Genomic DNA, 16,997 nt, shown 5'->3' with positions numbered 1-16,997 from the left:
CTCCTGGTGGGCGCCCCGGTGTCGAGACGCCGATGTTAGCAGTGGTGGCAGATGCCAGTTCCCGCTGGAAACTGCATGGAAATCGAGCATCGGCTGGGGTGCCGTGTGCAGGGTCGGTCACAGTTTCTGCACAACTGTGTCGCCTGTCGGACCTCACCCTTAAAGTTGCAACTAAGCGTCGCTTCGCCCGATATCTCCTACGGGCGCTCGAGGCAGTTGGGCGCAGGGCCGGCCGGTCCAGCGCAGGGGTATGAGACAGTGGCTGTGGTCGCCGATGAACCGTGGAGGGGCCGTTGAACGCTGTTCCCGGGGAACCTGGGGTTGGGGACCTTGACTGATCTGGATGTCGAGCGTGCCGCGCCGGCGCGCCATCGACCCTCGACGCGGACCCGGCGCTCGTCGGAGGCACGGCTGCGCCTGCTGGCGCTGCCGGCCATGATCGTCGGGGACGTGCTTGTGCTCGCCCTCGCGGTGGGCATCGCGTTCGCCGTGCGCCAGCTCGTCCTGCCGCCGGCCGGTGATCTTCGCGAGAACGTCGCCAGCGCCTCTGTCGTAATGGCGCTGGGCTGGTTGGCCGCGATCGTGATGTTCGGCGGGTACGACCGCCGACAGCTAACCGCCGGCCCGCAGCTCTACCGCAACGTCCTCCACGCATCCGGCGCCGCCTTCGGGGCCATCGGAGCGTTCGTCTACCTGCTGGATCTCGAGCTCTCCCGCGCCTTCTTCCTCGCGTTCTTCGTGACCGGCCCGCCGTTGCTCCTGCTGAACCGGCTGCTGCTGCGGCGCGGCCTCGCCAATGCCCGCGTACGCGGCCTCTTCCGGCAATCGGTGATCGCCGTGGGTGCCCTTGGCCACGTCGACGGGATCGCCGCGACCCTGCACCGCGAGCGGTGGCTCGGCTACGACATTGTGGGTGCGGTGACCCCGAGGGGCATCGTCGAATCCTCGCGGCTCGGGATCCCCGTGCTCGGCGCGGAGCGTGACCTGCTGGCCATCGCGGAGTCCGTCGCGCCGGACATGCTGCTGTTCACCGCCGGCTCCACCGCGAGCGCCGAGGAGTTCCGCCGCACCGCCTGGAAGCTCGAGCACGAGAAGATCGGCGTGATCGTGGTCCCCGCCCTCACCGAGATCTCCGCGGACCGCGTCACGATGCGCCCCGTCGCGGGCCTGCCGTTGGTGCACATGGACCTGCCCCGCGCCCGCCAGGCCCTGCGCTGGACCAAGCGCCTGTTCGACGTGGTCGTTGCCGCGGCCCTGCTGGCGCTGATCTCCCCGCTGCTGGCCCTGATCGCGCTGCGCATCCGCACCCACGACGGAGGCCCGGTGATCTTCCGTCAGCAGCGCGTGGGCCGCGACGGCAAGCAGTTCGAGTTCCTGAAGTTCCGCACGATGGTCACCGACGCCGAGGCCGTGAAGGTCGAGATGGTCGAGCGCGCCGTCCAGGACCGCGGCAACACGGTCATGTTCAAGATGCAGGACGACCCACGCATCACCGCCCCCGGACGCTTCCTGCGCCGCTTCTCCCTCGACGAGCTGCTGCAGCTGTGGAACGTGCTGCGCGGCGACATGAGCCTCGTCGGCCCCCGCCCCGCCCTGCCCGGCGAGGTGGAGCGCTACGACGACGACGCGAAGCGCCGCCTCCACGTGCGCCCCGGAATCACCGGGCTGTGGCAGGTCTCGGGCCGCAGCGACCTCTCCTGGGAGGACACGGTGCGGCTGGACACCTACTACGTCGACAACTGGTCCTTCACCCAGGACCTCCAGATCCTCATCCGCACGGTCAAGGCCGTGCTCGCCTCCTCGGGCGCCTACTGACGATGGCCCGGCCCGCCCCGGGCGGAGCGCCCGCTGCGCGCCCCCACAGCGCACTGCCCCGCACCCTCCGCCTCCTCGCCGCGCTCGTGCTGCTGCTCTACCCGCTCGCGGCCGGTGCCCTGCTGCTGACGTCGGACGGCTGGGCCGTGAACCGGCTGAACGTGCGGGTCTGGTACGCCGTCACCGGTGCCGTCGGCCTGCGCGAGCAGATCACGCCGGAGATGTTCGCGGCGCTCGCGAACGTGGCGCTGTTCGTGCCGTTCTTCGCGGCGCTCGCCGTGCTGGTGCCCACCTGGTGGTGGGTGGCGGCCGGCGCGGGGCTCTCGATCGCGGTCGAGCTCTACCAGGGCGAGATCGGCACGCGGGAGCAGGACCTGGTCGACATCCTCGCCAACACCGCCGGGGCCGCGCTCGGCGTCGGCCTGGGGCTCCTCGTGTGCAGGGTCGCCGTGCGCAGGTCGGCCCGTCGGCCGGGACTCAGCGACGCAGGAAGCGCCCCCAGCGCACCCACCACTCCCGGCGCACCTCGCGCCGAGACGGGGCATGGCCCAGGCGGAGGCCCAGATGATCGCGATTGACCTGCAGCGCCTCGACCAGCAGCCGCGCCTTCACGAGCGGTCCCTCGGCGTCCCGCAGCCGCGCCCACCATACCTCGGAGGGGGCGGCGCCGTCGTGCACCGCCTGCCACACCCGCGCACCGGGCAGGCCCTCGACCGCCTCCGGGCGGCCGGTCGCGAGCGCGAGCGGCACCTGGGCGCCGAGCTCGGCGGCGAGGTCCTCGATCCGCGCCCGCTCCGCCTTGTCCACCTCGGTCCAGGCCACGCGCACGTCGTGACGGGAGCGGCCGCTCGCATCGCGGGCGGCGTGCACCAGCAGCACCAGACGCTGCGCGGTGAGATCCGGGACCGAGCACGGGGCGCCGCCCAGGTCCACGGTCTCGCGCTGCGCCCACAGGCGCTCGAAGGTCGCCGCCGCATCCCGGTCCAGGCCCGGGAAGGCGCGGTGCAGATCGGCCGTGCCCCACACGCGGTGGTGGAACGTCGCGGCATGCGCGAAGACGCTCCCGTGCTCGAAGGTGGTCACCTGCTCCCAGCCGTCGGCCTCGAGCGCGGCCACCAGCGGCGCGACCTGCGCCGGGTCCACCAGCACGTCGCAGTCCGAGGAGCCGGCGCGGCCCTCGGCCAGCAGCGGATGCAGCGCCTCGCCCTTGAGATGCAGGATTCTCACACCCGCGCCTCGGGCAATATGGTCGAGGCAGCCATGGGCCATGCGCAGACGCACGGGCACCGGCACCTGCACGGGGGATGTCATGGGGGGAAGTGTAGGAGTCGCAGGCCCCGGCCGCAGGATCGACAGCGGCGCCGACGGGCGGAAGGACGCTCGTCATGAGCGCAGCAGGACGTAGGGACGATAAGGGAAGGGGGCGCGGACGTGTGGGAGCTCGATAGCCGCATCCAGCACTACGACTGGGGATCGACCACCGCGATTCCCGAGTTCCTGGGCCGTCCCGCCGACGGCGCCCCCTGGGCCGAGGCCTGGTACGGCGCGCACCCGCTGGCGCCCTCCACCCTCGCCACCGGACCGGACGCCGGCGCCGGGCTCGACGCCGCGATCGCCGCGGACCCGCGCCGCATGCTCGGCGACGGCGTGGAGCGCGCCTTCGGCGCCCGCCTGCCCTACCTGCTGAAGGTCATCGCGCCGGACAAGCCGCTGTCCCTGCAGGTCCACCCCGATCGCGAGCACGCCCAGGAATCCTTCGCCGCGGAGACCGCCGCGGGGCTCCCGCTCGAGTCGCCGCTGCGCAACTACCGCGACGACAACCACAAGCCCGAGATGCTCATCGCGCTGACCCGGTTCACCGCGCTGTGCGGGTTCCGCACCCCGCGCCGCGCCGCCGCGCTTCTGGAGGGGCTCGGCACCGACCTCACCGACCGCCTCCACACCCTCCTCACCCGCAGCCCCACCGCCCACGGCATGCGCGCCGCGTTCCGCACCCTGGTCTCGTCCGCCATGCGCCCGAGCCCCGAGGCGGTCCAGCAGGTCGTCGAGGCATGTCGGGCCCGTGCCGAGTCCGGCCGCTCGCCCTCCCCGCGCATCGACCAGACCGTCGCGCTGCTGGCCGAGCACCACCCGGGCGACCCCGGCGTGGTCGCCGCGCTGCTGCTGAACCCCGTCACCCTCCGCCCGGGCGGGGCGATGTTCGTGCCCGCAGGCACCCTGCACGCCTACCTGCACGGCGTGGGCCTGGAGATCATGGCCGCCAGCGACAACGTGCTGCGCGCGGGACTGACCCCCAAGAAGGTCGACGCCGACGAGATGCTTCAGTGCGTGAGCGTGCAGGCCGCACCGCCCCTGCGCGTCGCCCCCGAGCGGCAGAACGCGACGTCGGTCGCCTACTACGCCCCCGTCGACGACTTCGAGCTGTCGCTGACCACGCTCACCGACCCGCCCGGCACCTTCCGCACCCGCCACCGCGTCCCCGGCGGCGGGCCCCGCACCCTCCTCGGCCTCGAGGGGGAGGTGCTGCTGCAGAGCGACCTGGGTCGCCACGTGCTCACCGCCGGCAAGGCCCTGTTCGTGCCCGCCGCCGCCGGTCAGCTCCACGCCGGCGGCTCCGGCCGCTTCGTCCAGGCGAGCGTCCCGTGACCCGCTACCGGCTGCGCCCCCTGGTCAGCGACTGGGACGGGGAGGACCTGTGGGTCGGGGCGCTGCCCCACGGCCCGATCACCCGGATCCAGGGCGTGGGCGCCCTCGTGCTCGAGCTTCTCGCCGAGACGCCGGACCGCGCGGCGAGTCCCGCCGAGCTCGCCGACCGGCTGCGGCAGGAGGTCGAGGACGTGCCCGAGGACGCCGAGCAGATCATCACTAGCTTCCTCGCCGAGCTCGACGCGGGCGGGATCCTCGAGACGATCGAGGAGGACGCCGCATGACCGCCGCGCCCACCACCATCGCCGCGACCCGGCTCGAGGTCGCCGGCCACAGCGTGCTGCTCACCTTCGGGCCCGGCCTGGAGACCGTGGCCGAGGAGATCGACGCCCTGTGGTCCCACCTGCTTTCCGCCGACGACGACGGTGCGACGCCGCAGATCCGCCTCGACTACGCGCTCGCCGGCGGCGACCTCCCCGCCGGGACCGTCCCGCTGCAGGCGCGGCCCGAGGCGAGCTACACCATCTCCGGCCACCTCACCCGCGAGGTGATCCGCCGGCTGATCTGCACCCGCCTGCTGCTCCACGCCGGCGCCGTCGTTCACCCCGAGCTCGGCACCCTCGTGCTCGTCGGCGCGTCCGGGGCGGGGAAGTCCACCGCCTCCTCCCTGCTCGGACGGGACGGCGCCTATCTCACCGACGAGCTGACGATCATCACCCCCGGCACCTTCGCGCTCACCCCGTATCCCAAGCCCGTCTCCAAGCACGACCCGGAGCTCGGCGCGAAGCGGGATCTCGCCTTGCCGGGCCTGGGCCTGCGCGCCGCCGATGAGGCGGCCGCCCCGGCACCTGCGATGGTGCTGCTGCTCGAGCGGATCCAGGACGAGGGCGAGCCGGGGGAGGGGTCCTCGGTGACGCGGGTGCCGCTGTCCGAGGCGCTGACCCGGATCGTGCCGCAGACCTCCTCCCTGTGGGAGGTGCCCGACGGCCTCGCCGCGCTCGCCGCCCTGCTGGACTCCGTGGGCGGGGCGCTCGAGGTGCGCTATCGGGAGGCCGCGGAGCTAGAGGAGCTGCTGCGCCACCTGCCGCCGCCCGAGCACGTCGAGACGGTCGAGATCGCGCCGCGGCCCACCGATGCTGCCGGCGGCGAGGACGCGGTGCCAGCACCCGGCACGATCGCCGCCGCACCGTTCCGCCAGGCGCTCGCCGTCGAGTCCGGGCTGTTCGTGCTCGGCGAGCACGGGGCGATCCACCTGCCGGGCCTCGCGGGACTGGTCTGGGACCTGCTCGCCGACGCGGGCCCTCTCGCCTTCGACCAGCTCGAGCAACTGGTGATCGAGGAGATCGGGGAGCACCCCGAGAGCGCGGCCCTCGTCCGTGGCGCGGTCGCGGAGCTCGTGGGCCACGGCTGGGCCCGCCAGGGCTGATCAGGGGGCGAGGATGCCCCGGCGCAGCACCGGCAACAGCTGCTCCACCCGTTCGGTCAGCAGCGCGGCCGTCCGTGCCGCCTGCGCCGCATCCTTGCCGTAGGGATCGGGGACGTCGAGGCCCGCGGGAATCGCGCGGCGCGTCCACGCGGAGATGATTTCCTTCAGCGGAGCGGCCGAATTCTCCGACGCCATCCGAGCGAGTTCTGGAACATGTCCCATATGTCCGATGCGCCGAGCTGCGGCAGGGAATTCTTCCAGGAGGTAGGCGCGCTGTCGGCGCGACATCGTCAGGATGAGATCCGCCCCGAGGTCCGTGGCGGATACCTGGCGGGCGCGAAAGCCCTGCGGGTCGACCCCGCGCGCGGAGAGCTCACCCGCCATCTGTGACTCCATCGCACTGCCCTCCAGGGCGAAGATGCCCCTGCTCGCGGCGCGATTGCCAGGCAGTCGATCACGCAGCAGATGCTCGGCGAAAGGGGAGCGGCAGACGTTGCCGGTGCACACGAACAGGACCGAGGGCGGCTGCGGCTCAGGGCGGTGCACGGGGACGGGAGAGCTCATGCGCACAGACTAGACGCCACAGGAGACTTGTCCGAAATGTCCAGATAAGAGTGGCAACGCGGAAAACTTACTGGGCGGTAAGGTTACGGAAAGGTGTCGGAGGTGAAGAATCGTGACCGCCCTCCTTTCTATTCGCCGAGGGCATGTCAATATCGGGGGCGTGACGGTCCGCGGTCGCACCTGTCCGCCTGAGTGCGCCTCCCTCGGAAGGTGCCAGCTGGTGCGCCCGGAGCGAAGCGTCCCCCGTCGTCCACTCGACGCGACCCGGCCACTCGTGAGGTGAGGCGCCGGGACGCCTGTGCCCGAAAGAGGTTCCCGTGACCGCACCCTCCCGTGTCCGCCCCGCCGAGGCCGGACACTCCGCCTTCACCCGCCGCACCCTCGTCAAGGGCGCGGCATGGGCGACGCCCGTCGCCGCGTTCTCGCTCAGCGCGCCGGCGATGGCGGCCAGCCCCGGCGAGTGCGACCCTGCTGGGACTCTCTACGACTCCACCGGCATCGGCAGGCTTCTGAGCGGCTCGATCCTGTCCGCGGATCTGGATGCCGTCGCCTCGGTCAACGGTGCCACGGCCGAGGTCGACGCCACGACGCCGCCTTCTGACGAGGAGACCAATCCGCTTTCCGCGGGCGTCCTCAACGCGGTGCAGTTGAACCTCACCGGCCTGGCCGACACGCTGTCGGATCTGCTCAACTTCAACACTGACACGGGTGTTCTCAACCAGTACGGCTACGCGAACGAGGATGGCACTGTGCGCGGAGCCAGCGGTGCCGTCGCGGACGACGGGTCCATCCGTCTCGAGCCCTCCGAGGGCTGGCCCGAGCTCGCCTCCCTCGACCTCCATAGGGTGGTGAGCGAGATCGGCGGCAGCGGGACCGCTGACTTCCTCTCCACCGTAGCGAACGCTGAGCTCTCGGTCGGTGCGGTCGCCGGACGCACCCAGTTCAATTCGCTCTGCAACCCGCCGGCTGACCTGTAGCGCGACTACCTCGTCTCCTATCTGAAGGCGGAACTCACATCGCCTACGGTGGGTGCAACGGTCGAGACCATCAACGGCACCCTCAGTGGACTCACCTCGGGTCTGGTGAGCACGCTCAACAGCCTTCCTCTCGTGAATGACCTGCTCCGAGTGGATTCGCTCAGCCTGTCGCTCGACACCGCCGAACTCCCCGCTGGCACTGGACGGCCGGTGAAGCTGGCGCTGTCCAACCCTGCAGTGGTCACCGTCGATCTCGGCGCACTCCTGGGCGGTGCCTACGAGGGCACCACTGCGTCCCCTTGGCTCAACAGCCTCGCGCCGAACACTCGACTCTTCACCGACGCTCCTCTGCCCACCGATGCGCTTGCGCGAGAGGTCGGAACCCTTGTCGACGCCGTCCTCGGTGCGATCCGAGTCGATATCCGGGTTCGGGGGCTCCTGGGCCTCATTCCTGTCACGATCACCGGGAGTCTCGCCGACCTGGTCAGCGGCAATGCGACCGTCCAGCCGTCGCTACTGGGGCTCACCTCTGCGATCCTGTCGGTCATCGGAACGACCATCCGCGACGCGATCCTTGCGGCCGGAGCGCTCACGCCCCTCACGGGGGCGCTCAACCTCCTTCTCCAGGGGCTCTTCACCGTTCTGACCGAAGTCGTGGTGCTGACCATCAATGCGCAGAACGGCGAGCCCGGCGCCGTGCCGGATGATCTTGCGGCCCTGCCGGATGGGCGGTACGATGTCGCTGCCTTGCACATCGGCGCGGTCGACGCAGGCGGGATCGATCTGCTCGATGTCTACCTCGGACGGGGAAGCGGCGGAGAGAACCTCGTGCGCAGCGCGTGAGAAGGACTGGCCCGTTCACGGAGCGGGCCAGTCCATCTCCTGCTCGCCGTCGACGGGGCTCTGCTGCGCCTCTGCCAGTTGCTCTCGGATCTCCTGCACGAACTCGATCACCGCGCTGCCGCCGTTGACGGGGCCGCCGGCGAGCTGACCGTCGGCCCCCAACAGCACTGCGCTCGGCGCGCTCGCGCCGCCGAGCGCGGTGCGGGCGGTGAACTGCAGGTCGTGCAGGGCGTGGTCGGTGACGCGGTCCGTCGTCCGCTCGCGCAGCTGGTCCAGCGGGCGGGAGAACACGAACCGCACCTGCAGCGTCTGCTCCAGCTCGCCGATCCACTCCTCGGCGTGGTCCAGCACCCGCTCGCACGGACCGCATCCCTCGGTGACGAACACCAGCAGCGCCGCACGCTGCGCGGTGAGCTGGGTGAGGGTGATCAGGCGGCCGTCGGGCTGCTGCAGCACCGCCGCCGGGATCGGGGAGCGCTCGTAGTCCAGCAGCTCGTCCTCGTCCGGATCCGCCGCCGCGGGGGCAGGAGCGGTCGGGGCGTCGGCATCGGTCTCGGCGACGCTGCCGCCGATCGTGGCGGCCGTCAGCGCAATCGCGATCAGCAGCGCGATCCCGAGACCGATCAGCCCCATCGGCGCCTGCACCAGGAGAGTGGTCATCGCGCCGCTCGCCGCCGCGACCACGGCCAACAGGCCCAGCACGCTCAGGAGCACGTTCCGCACCAGCGTGGTGCGGGAGACGGTGGGGGAGGCGAGGGTGCCGAAGCAGGAGCAGTGCACCTGCTCCTCGAAGGTCAGCGCCCGCGCGATGATCACCAGATAGGCGAGCATCAGAGCCGCCACGAGCCCCGTCAGCAGCACCTGCAGCGGCGGAGCCGGGATCCAGATCGCGAGCGCGAGCACGATCTCCGTCACCGGCAGCACCGAGGCGATCGAGGCGTGCATCGTCGGCAGCGGAAGGCGCAGCGAGCGCATCGCATCCTGCGTCCCCTCGCGCGCACCGAGCTTCGCGAGCCCGGAGATCAGCAGGGTGATCGACAGCAGGATCGGTGCCGACAGCAGCACAGCCATTCGGGGAGCCTCCTCGCGTCGGCCCGGCCTTCGGGACGGCGTCAGCCTCCATTGTCGGGCATCGATGCCCGTCGGAACGGGGACGGGCCAGCCGTTCGCCCACGGCGCACCGCGACCCGTCGGCCCTACCCTGGAGCCATGTCGACTGACGCGCACCAGGCCGCTCCCACCGCCCTCGACGCCGTCCGACGAGGCGAGATCCTCGCCGACGTCGCCGCGCTGCGGGACTCCTTCAACGCCGGCACCACCCGGCCGCTCGAAGCGCGGATCGCGCAGCTCGACGCCCTCGCCCGCGGTCTCCGTGCCGAACGCCCCCGGCTGCTGAAGGCCCTCGAGCTGGACCTCGGCAAGTCCCGCACCGAATCGCTGATCACCGAGGTCGGCGTCGTCACCCAGGAGATCGCGCACCTGCGGAAGAACCTCCGCGCCTGGCTGCGACCGGAGCGCTTCGGCCCAGGGCTGCTGCTCGCGCCCTCCAGCGGGCAGATCCGTCGCGAGCCGCTCGGGACCACGCTGATCATCTCCCCGTGGAACTACCCCGTGAACCTTGCGCTCGCACCGCTGATCGGCGCGATCGCCGGCGGCAACACCGCGCTGCTCAAGCCCAGCGAGGTCGCCCCCGCCACCTCCGCCGCGCTCGCGCACCTCGTGCGCGCCCACCTCGACCCGGCCTGGGTGCGAGTCGTCGAAGGCGCGGTCGAGGAGACGACGCTCCTGCTCGAACAGCGCTTCGACCTGATCTTCTACACAGGCAACGGTGCCGTCGGCCGGATCGTCGCCCGCGCCGCCGCCGAGCACCTCGCCCCCACCGTGCTCGAGCTCGGCGGGAAGTCGCCGGTGTTCGTCGATCGAGGCATCGACCTTGCGGCCACTGCTCGCCGCATCGTGTGGGGCAAGTTCACCAATGCCGGGCAGACCTGCGTCGCCCCCGACTACCTCATGGCCGAGCGCTCCACCCTCGACGCCCTCGTGCCCCATCTGAAGGACGCCGTCGCCTCGATGTACGGGCGCGACCCCCGGCGCAGCCGCGACTACGGCCGCATGGTGAACCAGAAGCACTTCGACCGCGTGCTCGCCCTGATCGACGACGGCAAGGCTGTGCTCGGCGGCACCTCCGCAGCCGATCGGGCCAATCGCTACCTTCCGCCGACGATCCTCGACGGCGTGGACTGGGATGATCCGGTGATGGGGGAGGAGATCTTCGGCCCCGTGCTCCCGCTGCTCGCCGTGGACGGGCCCGACGAGGCGATCACCCGCATCAATGGGGGCGAGAAGCCGTTGACCGCCTACGTGTTCAGTCCCCGCCCCGAGATCGAGGAGCGGTTCACGGCCGAGACCTCCTCGGGCTCCCTCGCTCTCGGCCACACGCTCGCCCATCTCGGCTCCCAGACCATGCCCTTCGGCGGCGTGGGGGAGTCCGGCATGGGGAAGTACCACGGCCGCGCGAGTTTCGAGGTGTTCACGCATGCGAAGCCCGTGGTGAAGAAGCCGCTGCGCCCCGACACGCTGCGCCTCGTCACCCCGCCGTATCGCGGGGCGAAGCGGGCGCTGCTGGGTCGGCTGTTCCGTTGACTGCCTGGGAAAACGCCCAAAATGACTGAACCCGGGCGTAGTGCGTCGTGCGGCGTGACACATCGGTCGAACATAGCCGCGAGACCGTTGCGCCGGCGCGAGGTTTAGCCGTAGCTTGGCTACCGTTCAGAGCGTCCTAGGCTCCGACCGGGCATGGGACGTGTCCGCACGCCGTGCCCTCGAGGGTGCCGCCACCATCAGGAAGGTGCCAATGACCGGCTCCGATCCCATCCCCACCCGTCGGCACCTCCTGCGGGGTGCGGCCTGGGTTGCCCCTGTGGCCGCTGTGGCTGTTGCAGCGCCCGCAGTCGCTGCCTCGTCAGCGCCTCTCTTGGGAGGCATCCTCACAGTGTCGTCGAGCACGGGCCCGGCTGGCACGACGAATCGTAGGCAGACCATCACCATCAACGGCAGTGCCGAATACCCGACGGCGGGCATTTGGATGGAGAACGTCCCAGCCTCGCCGAACCCCACGGCGGCGAGATACACGCTCTATCTCCCCTCTCCGACGCATGCCGCCCTCACGTGGACTCGGGTCGGCACTGACTCGACCTGGACGATTCCCACGGTGGACAGCGGCGCGCCCGCCATCAGCGGCTACACCGCATATACCACCACCTACTCGAACCCGGCCATCGTGACTAGTTGGGCTCGTGACAACAACCTGCGTCGCATCTACGCCACGGGTCGACCCCACTTCCAGGCCGTTCGATCGGTCGGGTCCAACGCCACGGTGCCCGCCCTGACGGTTTACAGTCTCCGCCGCGTCACATACAACGGGCGGGACTACACCCTGCAGCGTGGCCCTTCCACGCTGGCGCCGACGCCCTGACGCGTCCGAACATGGGCCCCCTGCGGCATTCGTCGTCGCAGCGCGCCGGGGCTAATGTGCAGCGACTGCGTGGCTACCGCCACTCGTTGGTCCGCACGGCCCTGTAGTTTCAACCCCATTGAGCCGAATCTGCGAGTGTGAGAATCCGCTGGCCACCTGCGTGTTCAGCCCTCGCCCCGAGATTGAGGAGCGGTTCGTCATCGAGACCGCCTCGGGCCTCCTCGCCTTCGGCCGCGCCCTCGCCCACCTCGACTCCCAGGCCATGCGCTTTGGCGGTATGGGGAAGTATCACGGCCGCGCAAGCCTTGAGGTTTTCGCGCACGCTAAGCCTGTCGTGAAGAAGCCGCTGCGCCCCGACACGCTGAGGCTCGTCACCCCGCCGTACCGCGGGGCGGAGCGGGCGCTACTCGGGCGGCTGTTCCGCTGAGCCGCTGCGCAGCGGACGCCGGCGCCTCGGCTCGTTCGACCGCCGTCGGCCTTGCGGATGGCCTCACCGCGACGAATGTTTATGGTGACCCCTCCTCGCGGCCATGATCGGGCCTGACCAGGGCGATCGGTGCTGCGCAGCAGCGCTAGCGGGTCTAACGTCGTTCCATGGCCCGCACGGGCCCGCCGTTCCGACCCCTATGAGCCGATGCGCTCGAGGAGCTCCTCATGACCTTCCCGCCCACCGCGTCGCCGGCGGCCCCCGCGCCGCCGCAGAAGCCGTCCCTGTTCAACGGCGCCACCACCCACGGCGTCCGCGGCCAGCGCCGGATCCGCCACCCCTGGGAGCTGCCGCTGCTGTGGGTGGGAGTGGCCGCGACGGTGCTCGGCTACCTCTCCTGGGGCGGCGCGATCGGCGGCACGATCTGGCTGTATGCCGAACAGGGCGAGGATGCGGTCTCCAAGGCGTGGGAGTACGCCTCGATGCTCCCGCTGGTGATCCAGCTGGTGTTCCTGCTGCCGCTGCTGCCCCTGATCATCTGGTGGGTGCGCGCGATCATGTACGCCCAGATGCGGGCCACCTCCGTGCGGATGAGCCCCACCCAGTTCCCCGAGGGCTACCGGATGGTGGCCGAGGCCGCCGCCCAGTTCGGGATGCGCAACGTCCCGGACGCCTACGTGACCATGGGCAACGGCGTGATCAACGCCTTCGCCTCCGGCCACGGCTTCCGCCGCTTCGTGGTGGTGCACTCGGACCTGTTCGAGGTCGGCGGCCAGGGCCGTGACCGCGACGCGCTGAAGTTCGTGATCGGCCACGAGGTGGGCCACCTCGCCGCCGGCCACGTCTCCTACTTCCGTCTGCTGTTCACCAACCTGCTCTCCCTGGTCCCGCTGCTGGGCCCGGCCCTGTCCCGCTCCCAGGAGTACACCGCCGACAACTTCGGCTACAGCTTCGCGCCCGAGGGCTCCGCCGGCGTGATGGGCCTGCTCTCCGGTGGCAAGTACCTGGGCACCGAGGTCAACGTCCACGAGCTCGCCGACCGCGCCGCGACCGACCCGAGCTTCTTCGTGCACTGGGTCAACTGGGGCTCCTCCCACCCGATCACCACCTGGCGCGCCCACGCCCTGCGCGACCGCTCCAAGCCCGGCGCGCTGTGGATCCGCCCCAAGGGCCACCTCTTCGACTCGCCGCTGCCGGCCGGTCACCGCTGGTCCTCCCTGTACCCGAGCCCCGACGAGGCGATCGCACTGCTCGACGCCGCCGACGGTGTCCGTCCCGCGGGATACGACGACCAGTTCGGCCGCTTCACCGGCGTGCCCACCCCGGACCGTCCCGGGGTGCGCACCCTGCAGACCTCCGCGCCGCTGCTCAGCGACCGCACTGCCTACGTCATCCCGCCCGGCCCCTACAACGACGACGCCCGGCGCATCCCGGCCGGAGACGTCGCCGCGAGCCCGTTCGCCGCTCCCGAGCAGCAGTCCGCGACGGGCACCGGCTTCGGGACGGCAGGCACCGACGAGACCTCGGGACCCCGCACGGACGAGTCCGCCTCCGGGCCGGGCGACGAGGATCCCTCCCGCTCCTGACCCGCACGTCCCGCAGCGGCCGGTCCCCTCTCAGGGCCGGCCGCTGCGGTGTCCCTCCGGTCACCCCACCCTCCACAAAAATGCACTCACTGCATAAGGTGGCCGGGTGATCCCCCACTACAGCGCGCCGACCCCTGCGGTGCGCCGCAAGCCCCTGCTCGCCGTCCTCCTCGCCCCCCTGTTCATGGCCCTGATCGCCGTGAGCGTCATCAACGTCGCCCTCACCGCGATCGGCGAGGGCCTCGAGGCGGACACCGGCTCGCTGCAGTGGGTCATCTCCGGCTACGCCCTCTCCTTCGCGATCCTGCTGGTCCCCGCCGGGCGTGCGGGGGACGCGACCGGGCGTCGGCGCATGTTCGTGATCGGCGTCGGGATCTTCACGCTCGGCTCGCTGATGTCGGGCCTGGCCCCGAACGTCGAGATGCTGAACCTCGCCCGCATCCTGCAGGGCATCGGTTCGGGCCTGCTGAACCCGCAGACGGTCGGCCTGATCCAGCAGCACTTCCGCGGCCAGGACCGGGCGCGGGCCTTCGCGCTGCTGGCCACCACCGTCGCCGTCGCGACCGCCATCGGCCCCGTGATCGGCGGTCTGCTGATCCAGGTGCTCGGCCCGAACTGGGGCTGGCGCTGGATGTTCCTGATGAACGTCCCCATCGGTATCGGCGCGATCATCGGCACCTTCCGCTTCATCCCCGACGACCGCGCACGCGGCAAGGCACGCCCCGACCTCGACCCCGTCGGCACGATCCTGCTGTGCCTGGCGATCCTCGGGATCATGCTGCCCTTCCTCGAGCGCGGCGTGAACGCGCTGGTGTGGTTGTCCTTCCCCGCGGGGCTGCTGGTGCTGGGGCTGTGGTGGACCTGGGAGCGGCGCTACAAGAGCCGCGGCAGCTCGCCCATGGTCGACACCGCGATCTTCGCCAACAGGGCATTCCGCAACGGCATCCTCATCGTCTCGGTGTACTTCCTCGGCGCGACCAGCGTGTGGATCATCGTGCCGCTGTTCCTGCAGATGCACCTGCATCACACCGCCTTCGAGGCGTCCCTGCTGGGGCTGCCCTCCTCGATGGCCGCCGCGATCAGCTCCCAGATCGCCGGCCGCTATGTGCTCACGCTGGGCCGGCGCATGGTGATCGCCGGATTCGGCGTGGCCTTCCTGGGCCTGTTGGGAACCACGCTTCTGGCCGGCTTCGTGGAGTCCGGCGCGGTCGCGTTCTGGTGGCTGGCCGCACCGCTGATGCTGATGGGCCTGAGCCAGGGCATGACCATCTCCCCGAACCAGACCCTCACCCTGAACTCCGTCGACCCCCGCTTCGGCGGCGTCGCCGGCGGCATCCTCCAGCTCGGTCAGCGCCTCGGCGCCGCGATCGGCACCGCGATGATCCCCGGCATCATCTTCTCCCTCACCGACGGCGGTCACGACTGGCTCGAAGCGTTCACGATCGCGCTGGTGATCATCATGGCGCTCACCCTCGCCGCGATGGGCGTCAGCTTCGCCGACCGCGCCCGGGAGAAGGAGGCGCCCGGGGCGCTGTGAGCCCCGGGCGTGCAACGCACCTCGAGCCGACCAGCCGCGCCCGCAGCCCCCGGTCGTCGCCGCCGAGACCGCGGCGGCGCCGAAGGGGTCGGCATCATCACCCTGTGCGCGCTGCCCGGGGCTTACGAGATCGAGACCCCGCGCCGCGATGGGCGTCTGGACCCGGTGCCCGCCCGGATCAACGTGCCGCCGCTGCTGAGCCACTGGACTCCAGCGCCACTCCTGGCCGGCGACGCCATGGGCGCCCAGGATCGCGTGGGCGAGTTCGTGACCGCGCCGAACGCGTGAAACGGCAGGGCCGCGCCTGCCGACGGACGGCACCGAGATACCCTCTTTCGAGGCATAGACGCGAACAGGGGGCGCAGTGGGGCGCAGCAGCCGGCGGGGGAGCGGACGGGATCAGCGCGCGACAGGCCGCGTCATCGACCGGGGATGGGGCGGGGCCGAGGACGAGGAGGCGCCGCACGGCACCTTCCATGGTTCGACGGCAGGCACGCCCTCGCCAGGAGAAGACCTGCCCGCCGGAGCCCGGTCAGCCCGTGGCCGGACGACGGGCGACCGCTCGGCCGGGGCCGCACCGATCGGGGAATCGACTGCCAGGGGCTCGTCGGCCGGAATCCCGTCGGCCGAAACCCCGTCGGCCCCTGCGGCAGTCGATGACCGCGTCTCCGACACCGCGCCGCTCCGTCGCCGGGGCTGGTGGCTGCTCGGTGGGGTCGCCGCGCTGCTCGCCCTCGTGCTGGTGCTGCCGCAGGTGCTGGTGGGGGAGCGCTCGCCGGAGACCGAGGCACGCAGCTTCCTCCAGGCGATCCTCGATGGTGACACCGACGCCGTGCGTGAGCACATGGTCGAGCCCGAGGGCGGGGTGCTCGACCTCGCCCTCACCGACCAGGTGGTGCTGGCCGCCGAGGAGCGCGTGGACCGCTTCACGATCGAGGAGACGCGCGTCGACGGCGACACCGCCCAGGTCACGGCCACGCTCAGCCTCGGCCGGCGCACCCAGGAGACCACCCTCCACCTCACCCGGCACCGCGAGGGGGCGCTGCGCCGCCCGGTGTGGGAGCTGGAGCCCGTGGAGCTGCCGGTGATGCGGGTCGCCGTGCCCGTCAGCGCCGCCGCGGTGCTGATCAACGGGGTCGAGGCCCCGTTGTCGGACGAGGCCAGGGCGAACCAGGCCTTCGGGCTCGTCGAGGTGCACCTGGTGGTGCTGCCCGGCGTGTATCGGATCAGCGCCCCCGAGGGCGGGGAGGCGGTCACCCCGACCACGGTCCGCTCGACCATCCCGCCCGTGCTCGGGCCCTGGCTGAACTCGCTCATCGAGATCGGCTACGACCTCACCGACACCGGCAAGGAGCAGTTCAGCACCTACCTGATCGACACGGCGCTCGCCGAGTGCGCGCGCAGCACCCAGCCGCGGCCCGAGAACTGCCCCCTCAGCGCCCCGGAGGAGGTCACCGGCGAGGGAACCTGGCGGATCCTCACCCCGCCGCAGCTCCACGTCGCGGGCGGGGCGGCGGGCTACTACGACGCCTACGGCTACGGCGGCCTGGCCGAGTTCACCGTCACCGCCGAGGACGGGAGCACCACCGTGCACCGCGTCCCAATCGAGGAGACCGCGATCGGGATGATGGACCGGGACGGTCGCTTCTACGGCACCTGGTTCGGGAACCAGGAGGCCGTCTACTACTGAGGTGCTCGGCC

17 protein-coding genes are annotated in these 16,997 nt (G+C 71.3%); 14 read left to right on the top strand and 3 right to left on the bottom strand.

Translation table 11 applies throughout. The features are described 5' to 3' along the window. Positions 1-330: 330 nt before the first annotated feature. Together RBL05_RS09140 and RBL05_RS09135 are read left to right on the top strand one after the other, a co-directional pair. Complete coding sequence (locus tag RBL05_RS09140) at positions 331-1,815, top strand: sugar transferase (RefSeq protein WP_308739769.1); 1,485 nt, start codon at positions 331-333, stop codon at positions 1,813-1,815. 2 nt (positions 1,816-1,817) lie between these two features. Further along, positions 1,818-2,393, top strand: coding sequence for a VanZ family protein (locus RBL05_RS09135; RefSeq protein WP_308739770.1), 576 nt, complete (start codon positions 1,818-1,820; stop codon positions 2,391-2,393). Here the strand turns inward: RBL05_RS09135 and RBL05_RS09130 are convergent. Then, positions 2,293-3,126, bottom strand: coding sequence for a nucleotidyltransferase family protein (locus RBL05_RS09130; protein WP_308739771.1), 834 nt, complete (start codon positions 3,124-3,126; stop codon positions 2,293-2,295). The genes RBL05_RS09135 and RBL05_RS09130 overlap by 101 nt on opposite strands. Positions 3,127-3,246: 120 nt before the next feature. Between RBL05_RS09130 and manA the strand changes: the two genes are divergently transcribed. Genes manA through RBL05_RS09115 form a run of 3 tightly spaced genes read left to right on the top strand, consistent with a single transcriptional unit; the run spans position 3,247 to position 5,887 of the window. Then, positions 3,247-4,461: a mannose-6-phosphate isomerase, class I gene (gene manA, locus RBL05_RS09125; RefSeq protein ID WP_308739772.1), complete on the top strand. Its 1,215-nt coding sequence runs from the start codon at positions 3,247-3,249 to the stop codon at positions 4,459-4,461. Continuing rightward, complete coding sequence (locus RBL05_RS09120) at positions 4,458-4,745, top strand: PqqD family protein (RefSeq protein WP_308739773.1); 288 nt, start codon at positions 4,458-4,460, stop codon at positions 4,743-4,745. The genes manA and RBL05_RS09120 overlap by 4 nt, the downstream gene beginning before the upstream one ends. Beyond that, a complete protein-coding gene (locus RBL05_RS09115; protein ID WP_308739774.1) occupies positions 4,742-5,887 on the top strand; it encodes a hypothetical protein in 1,146 nt (381 codons plus the stop codon). Before RBL05_RS09120 ends, RBL05_RS09115 begins: the two co-directional genes overlap by 4 nt. Here RBL05_RS09115 and RBL05_RS09110 read toward each other — a convergent pair whose 3' ends face one another. Further along, complete coding sequence (locus RBL05_RS09110; protein WP_308739775.1) at positions 5,888-6,451, bottom strand: hypothetical protein; 564 nt, start codon at positions 6,449-6,451, stop codon at positions 5,888-5,890. Between the two features lie 317 nt (positions 6,452-6,768). Between RBL05_RS09110 and RBL05_RS09105 the strand changes: the two genes are divergently transcribed. Next, positions 6,769-7,428 (top strand): choice-of-anchor G family protein, encoded by a 660-nt coding sequence (locus RBL05_RS09105; protein WP_308739776.1) that lies wholly within the window; start codon positions 6,769-6,771, stop codon positions 7,426-7,428. Between the two features lie 105 nt (positions 7,429-7,533). Next, positions 7,534-8,271: a hypothetical protein gene (locus tag RBL05_RS09100; RefSeq protein WP_308739777.1), complete on the top strand. Its 738-nt coding sequence runs from the start codon at positions 7,534-7,536 to the stop codon at positions 8,269-8,271. A gap of 15 nt (positions 8,272-8,286) precedes the next feature. Here RBL05_RS09100 and RBL05_RS09095 read toward each other — a convergent pair whose 3' ends face one another. Then, complete coding sequence (locus tag RBL05_RS09095) at positions 8,287-9,342, bottom strand: MauE/DoxX family redox-associated membrane protein (protein ID WP_308739778.1); 1,056 nt, start codon at positions 9,340-9,342, stop codon at positions 8,287-8,289. 138 nt (positions 9,343-9,480) lie between these two features. Between RBL05_RS09095 and RBL05_RS09090 the strand changes: the two genes are divergently transcribed. The 7 genes from RBL05_RS09090 to RBL05_RS09060 all read left to right on the top strand — a co-directional run bounded on the left by RBL05_RS09090 (position 9,481) and on the right by RBL05_RS09060 (position 16,986). Continuing rightward, complete coding sequence (locus RBL05_RS09090; protein WP_308739779.1) at positions 9,481-10,914, top strand: aldehyde dehydrogenase family protein; 1,434 nt, start codon at positions 9,481-9,483, stop codon at positions 10,912-10,914. A gap of 568 nt (positions 10,915-11,482) precedes the next feature. Beyond that, positions 11,483-11,746, top strand: coding sequence for a hypothetical protein (locus tag RBL05_RS09085; RefSeq protein WP_308739780.1), 264 nt, complete (start codon positions 11,483-11,485; stop codon positions 11,744-11,746). Between the two features lie 160 nt (positions 11,747-11,906). Continuing rightward, positions 11,907-12,173, top strand: a complete 267-nt coding sequence (locus RBL05_RS09080; RefSeq protein WP_308739781.1) for a hypothetical protein — start codon at positions 11,907-11,909, stop codon at positions 12,171-12,173. A gap of 227 nt (positions 12,174-12,400) precedes the next feature. Continuing rightward, a complete protein-coding gene (locus tag RBL05_RS09075; RefSeq protein ID WP_308739782.1) occupies positions 12,401-13,759 on the top strand; it encodes a M48 family metallopeptidase in 1,359 nt (452 codons plus the stop codon). 106 nt (positions 13,760-13,865) lie between these two features. Further along, a complete protein-coding gene (locus tag RBL05_RS09070; protein ID WP_308739783.1) occupies positions 13,866-15,296 on the top strand; it encodes an MFS transporter in 1,431 nt (476 codons plus the stop codon). 9 nt (positions 15,297-15,305) lie between these two features. Then, complete coding sequence (locus tag RBL05_RS09065) at positions 15,306-15,584, top strand: hypothetical protein (RefSeq protein ID WP_308739784.1); 279 nt, start codon at positions 15,306-15,308, stop codon at positions 15,582-15,584. 448 nt (positions 15,585-16,032) lie between these two features. Next, positions 16,033-16,986, top strand: coding sequence for a hypothetical protein (locus RBL05_RS09060; protein ID WP_308739785.1), 954 nt, complete (start codon positions 16,033-16,035; stop codon positions 16,984-16,986). Positions 16,987-16,997 lie beyond the last annotated feature (11 nt).

The sequence above is a fragment of the Brachybacterium sp. GU-2 genome (assembly GCF_030866705.2).
GTDB classification, from domain to species: domain Bacteria; phylum Actinomycetota; class Actinomycetes; order Actinomycetales; family Dermabacteraceae; genus Brachybacterium; species Brachybacterium conglomeratum.
Note: the sequence above shows the minus strand (reverse complement) of the source record. Positions and strands in the feature narration are given on the sequence as shown.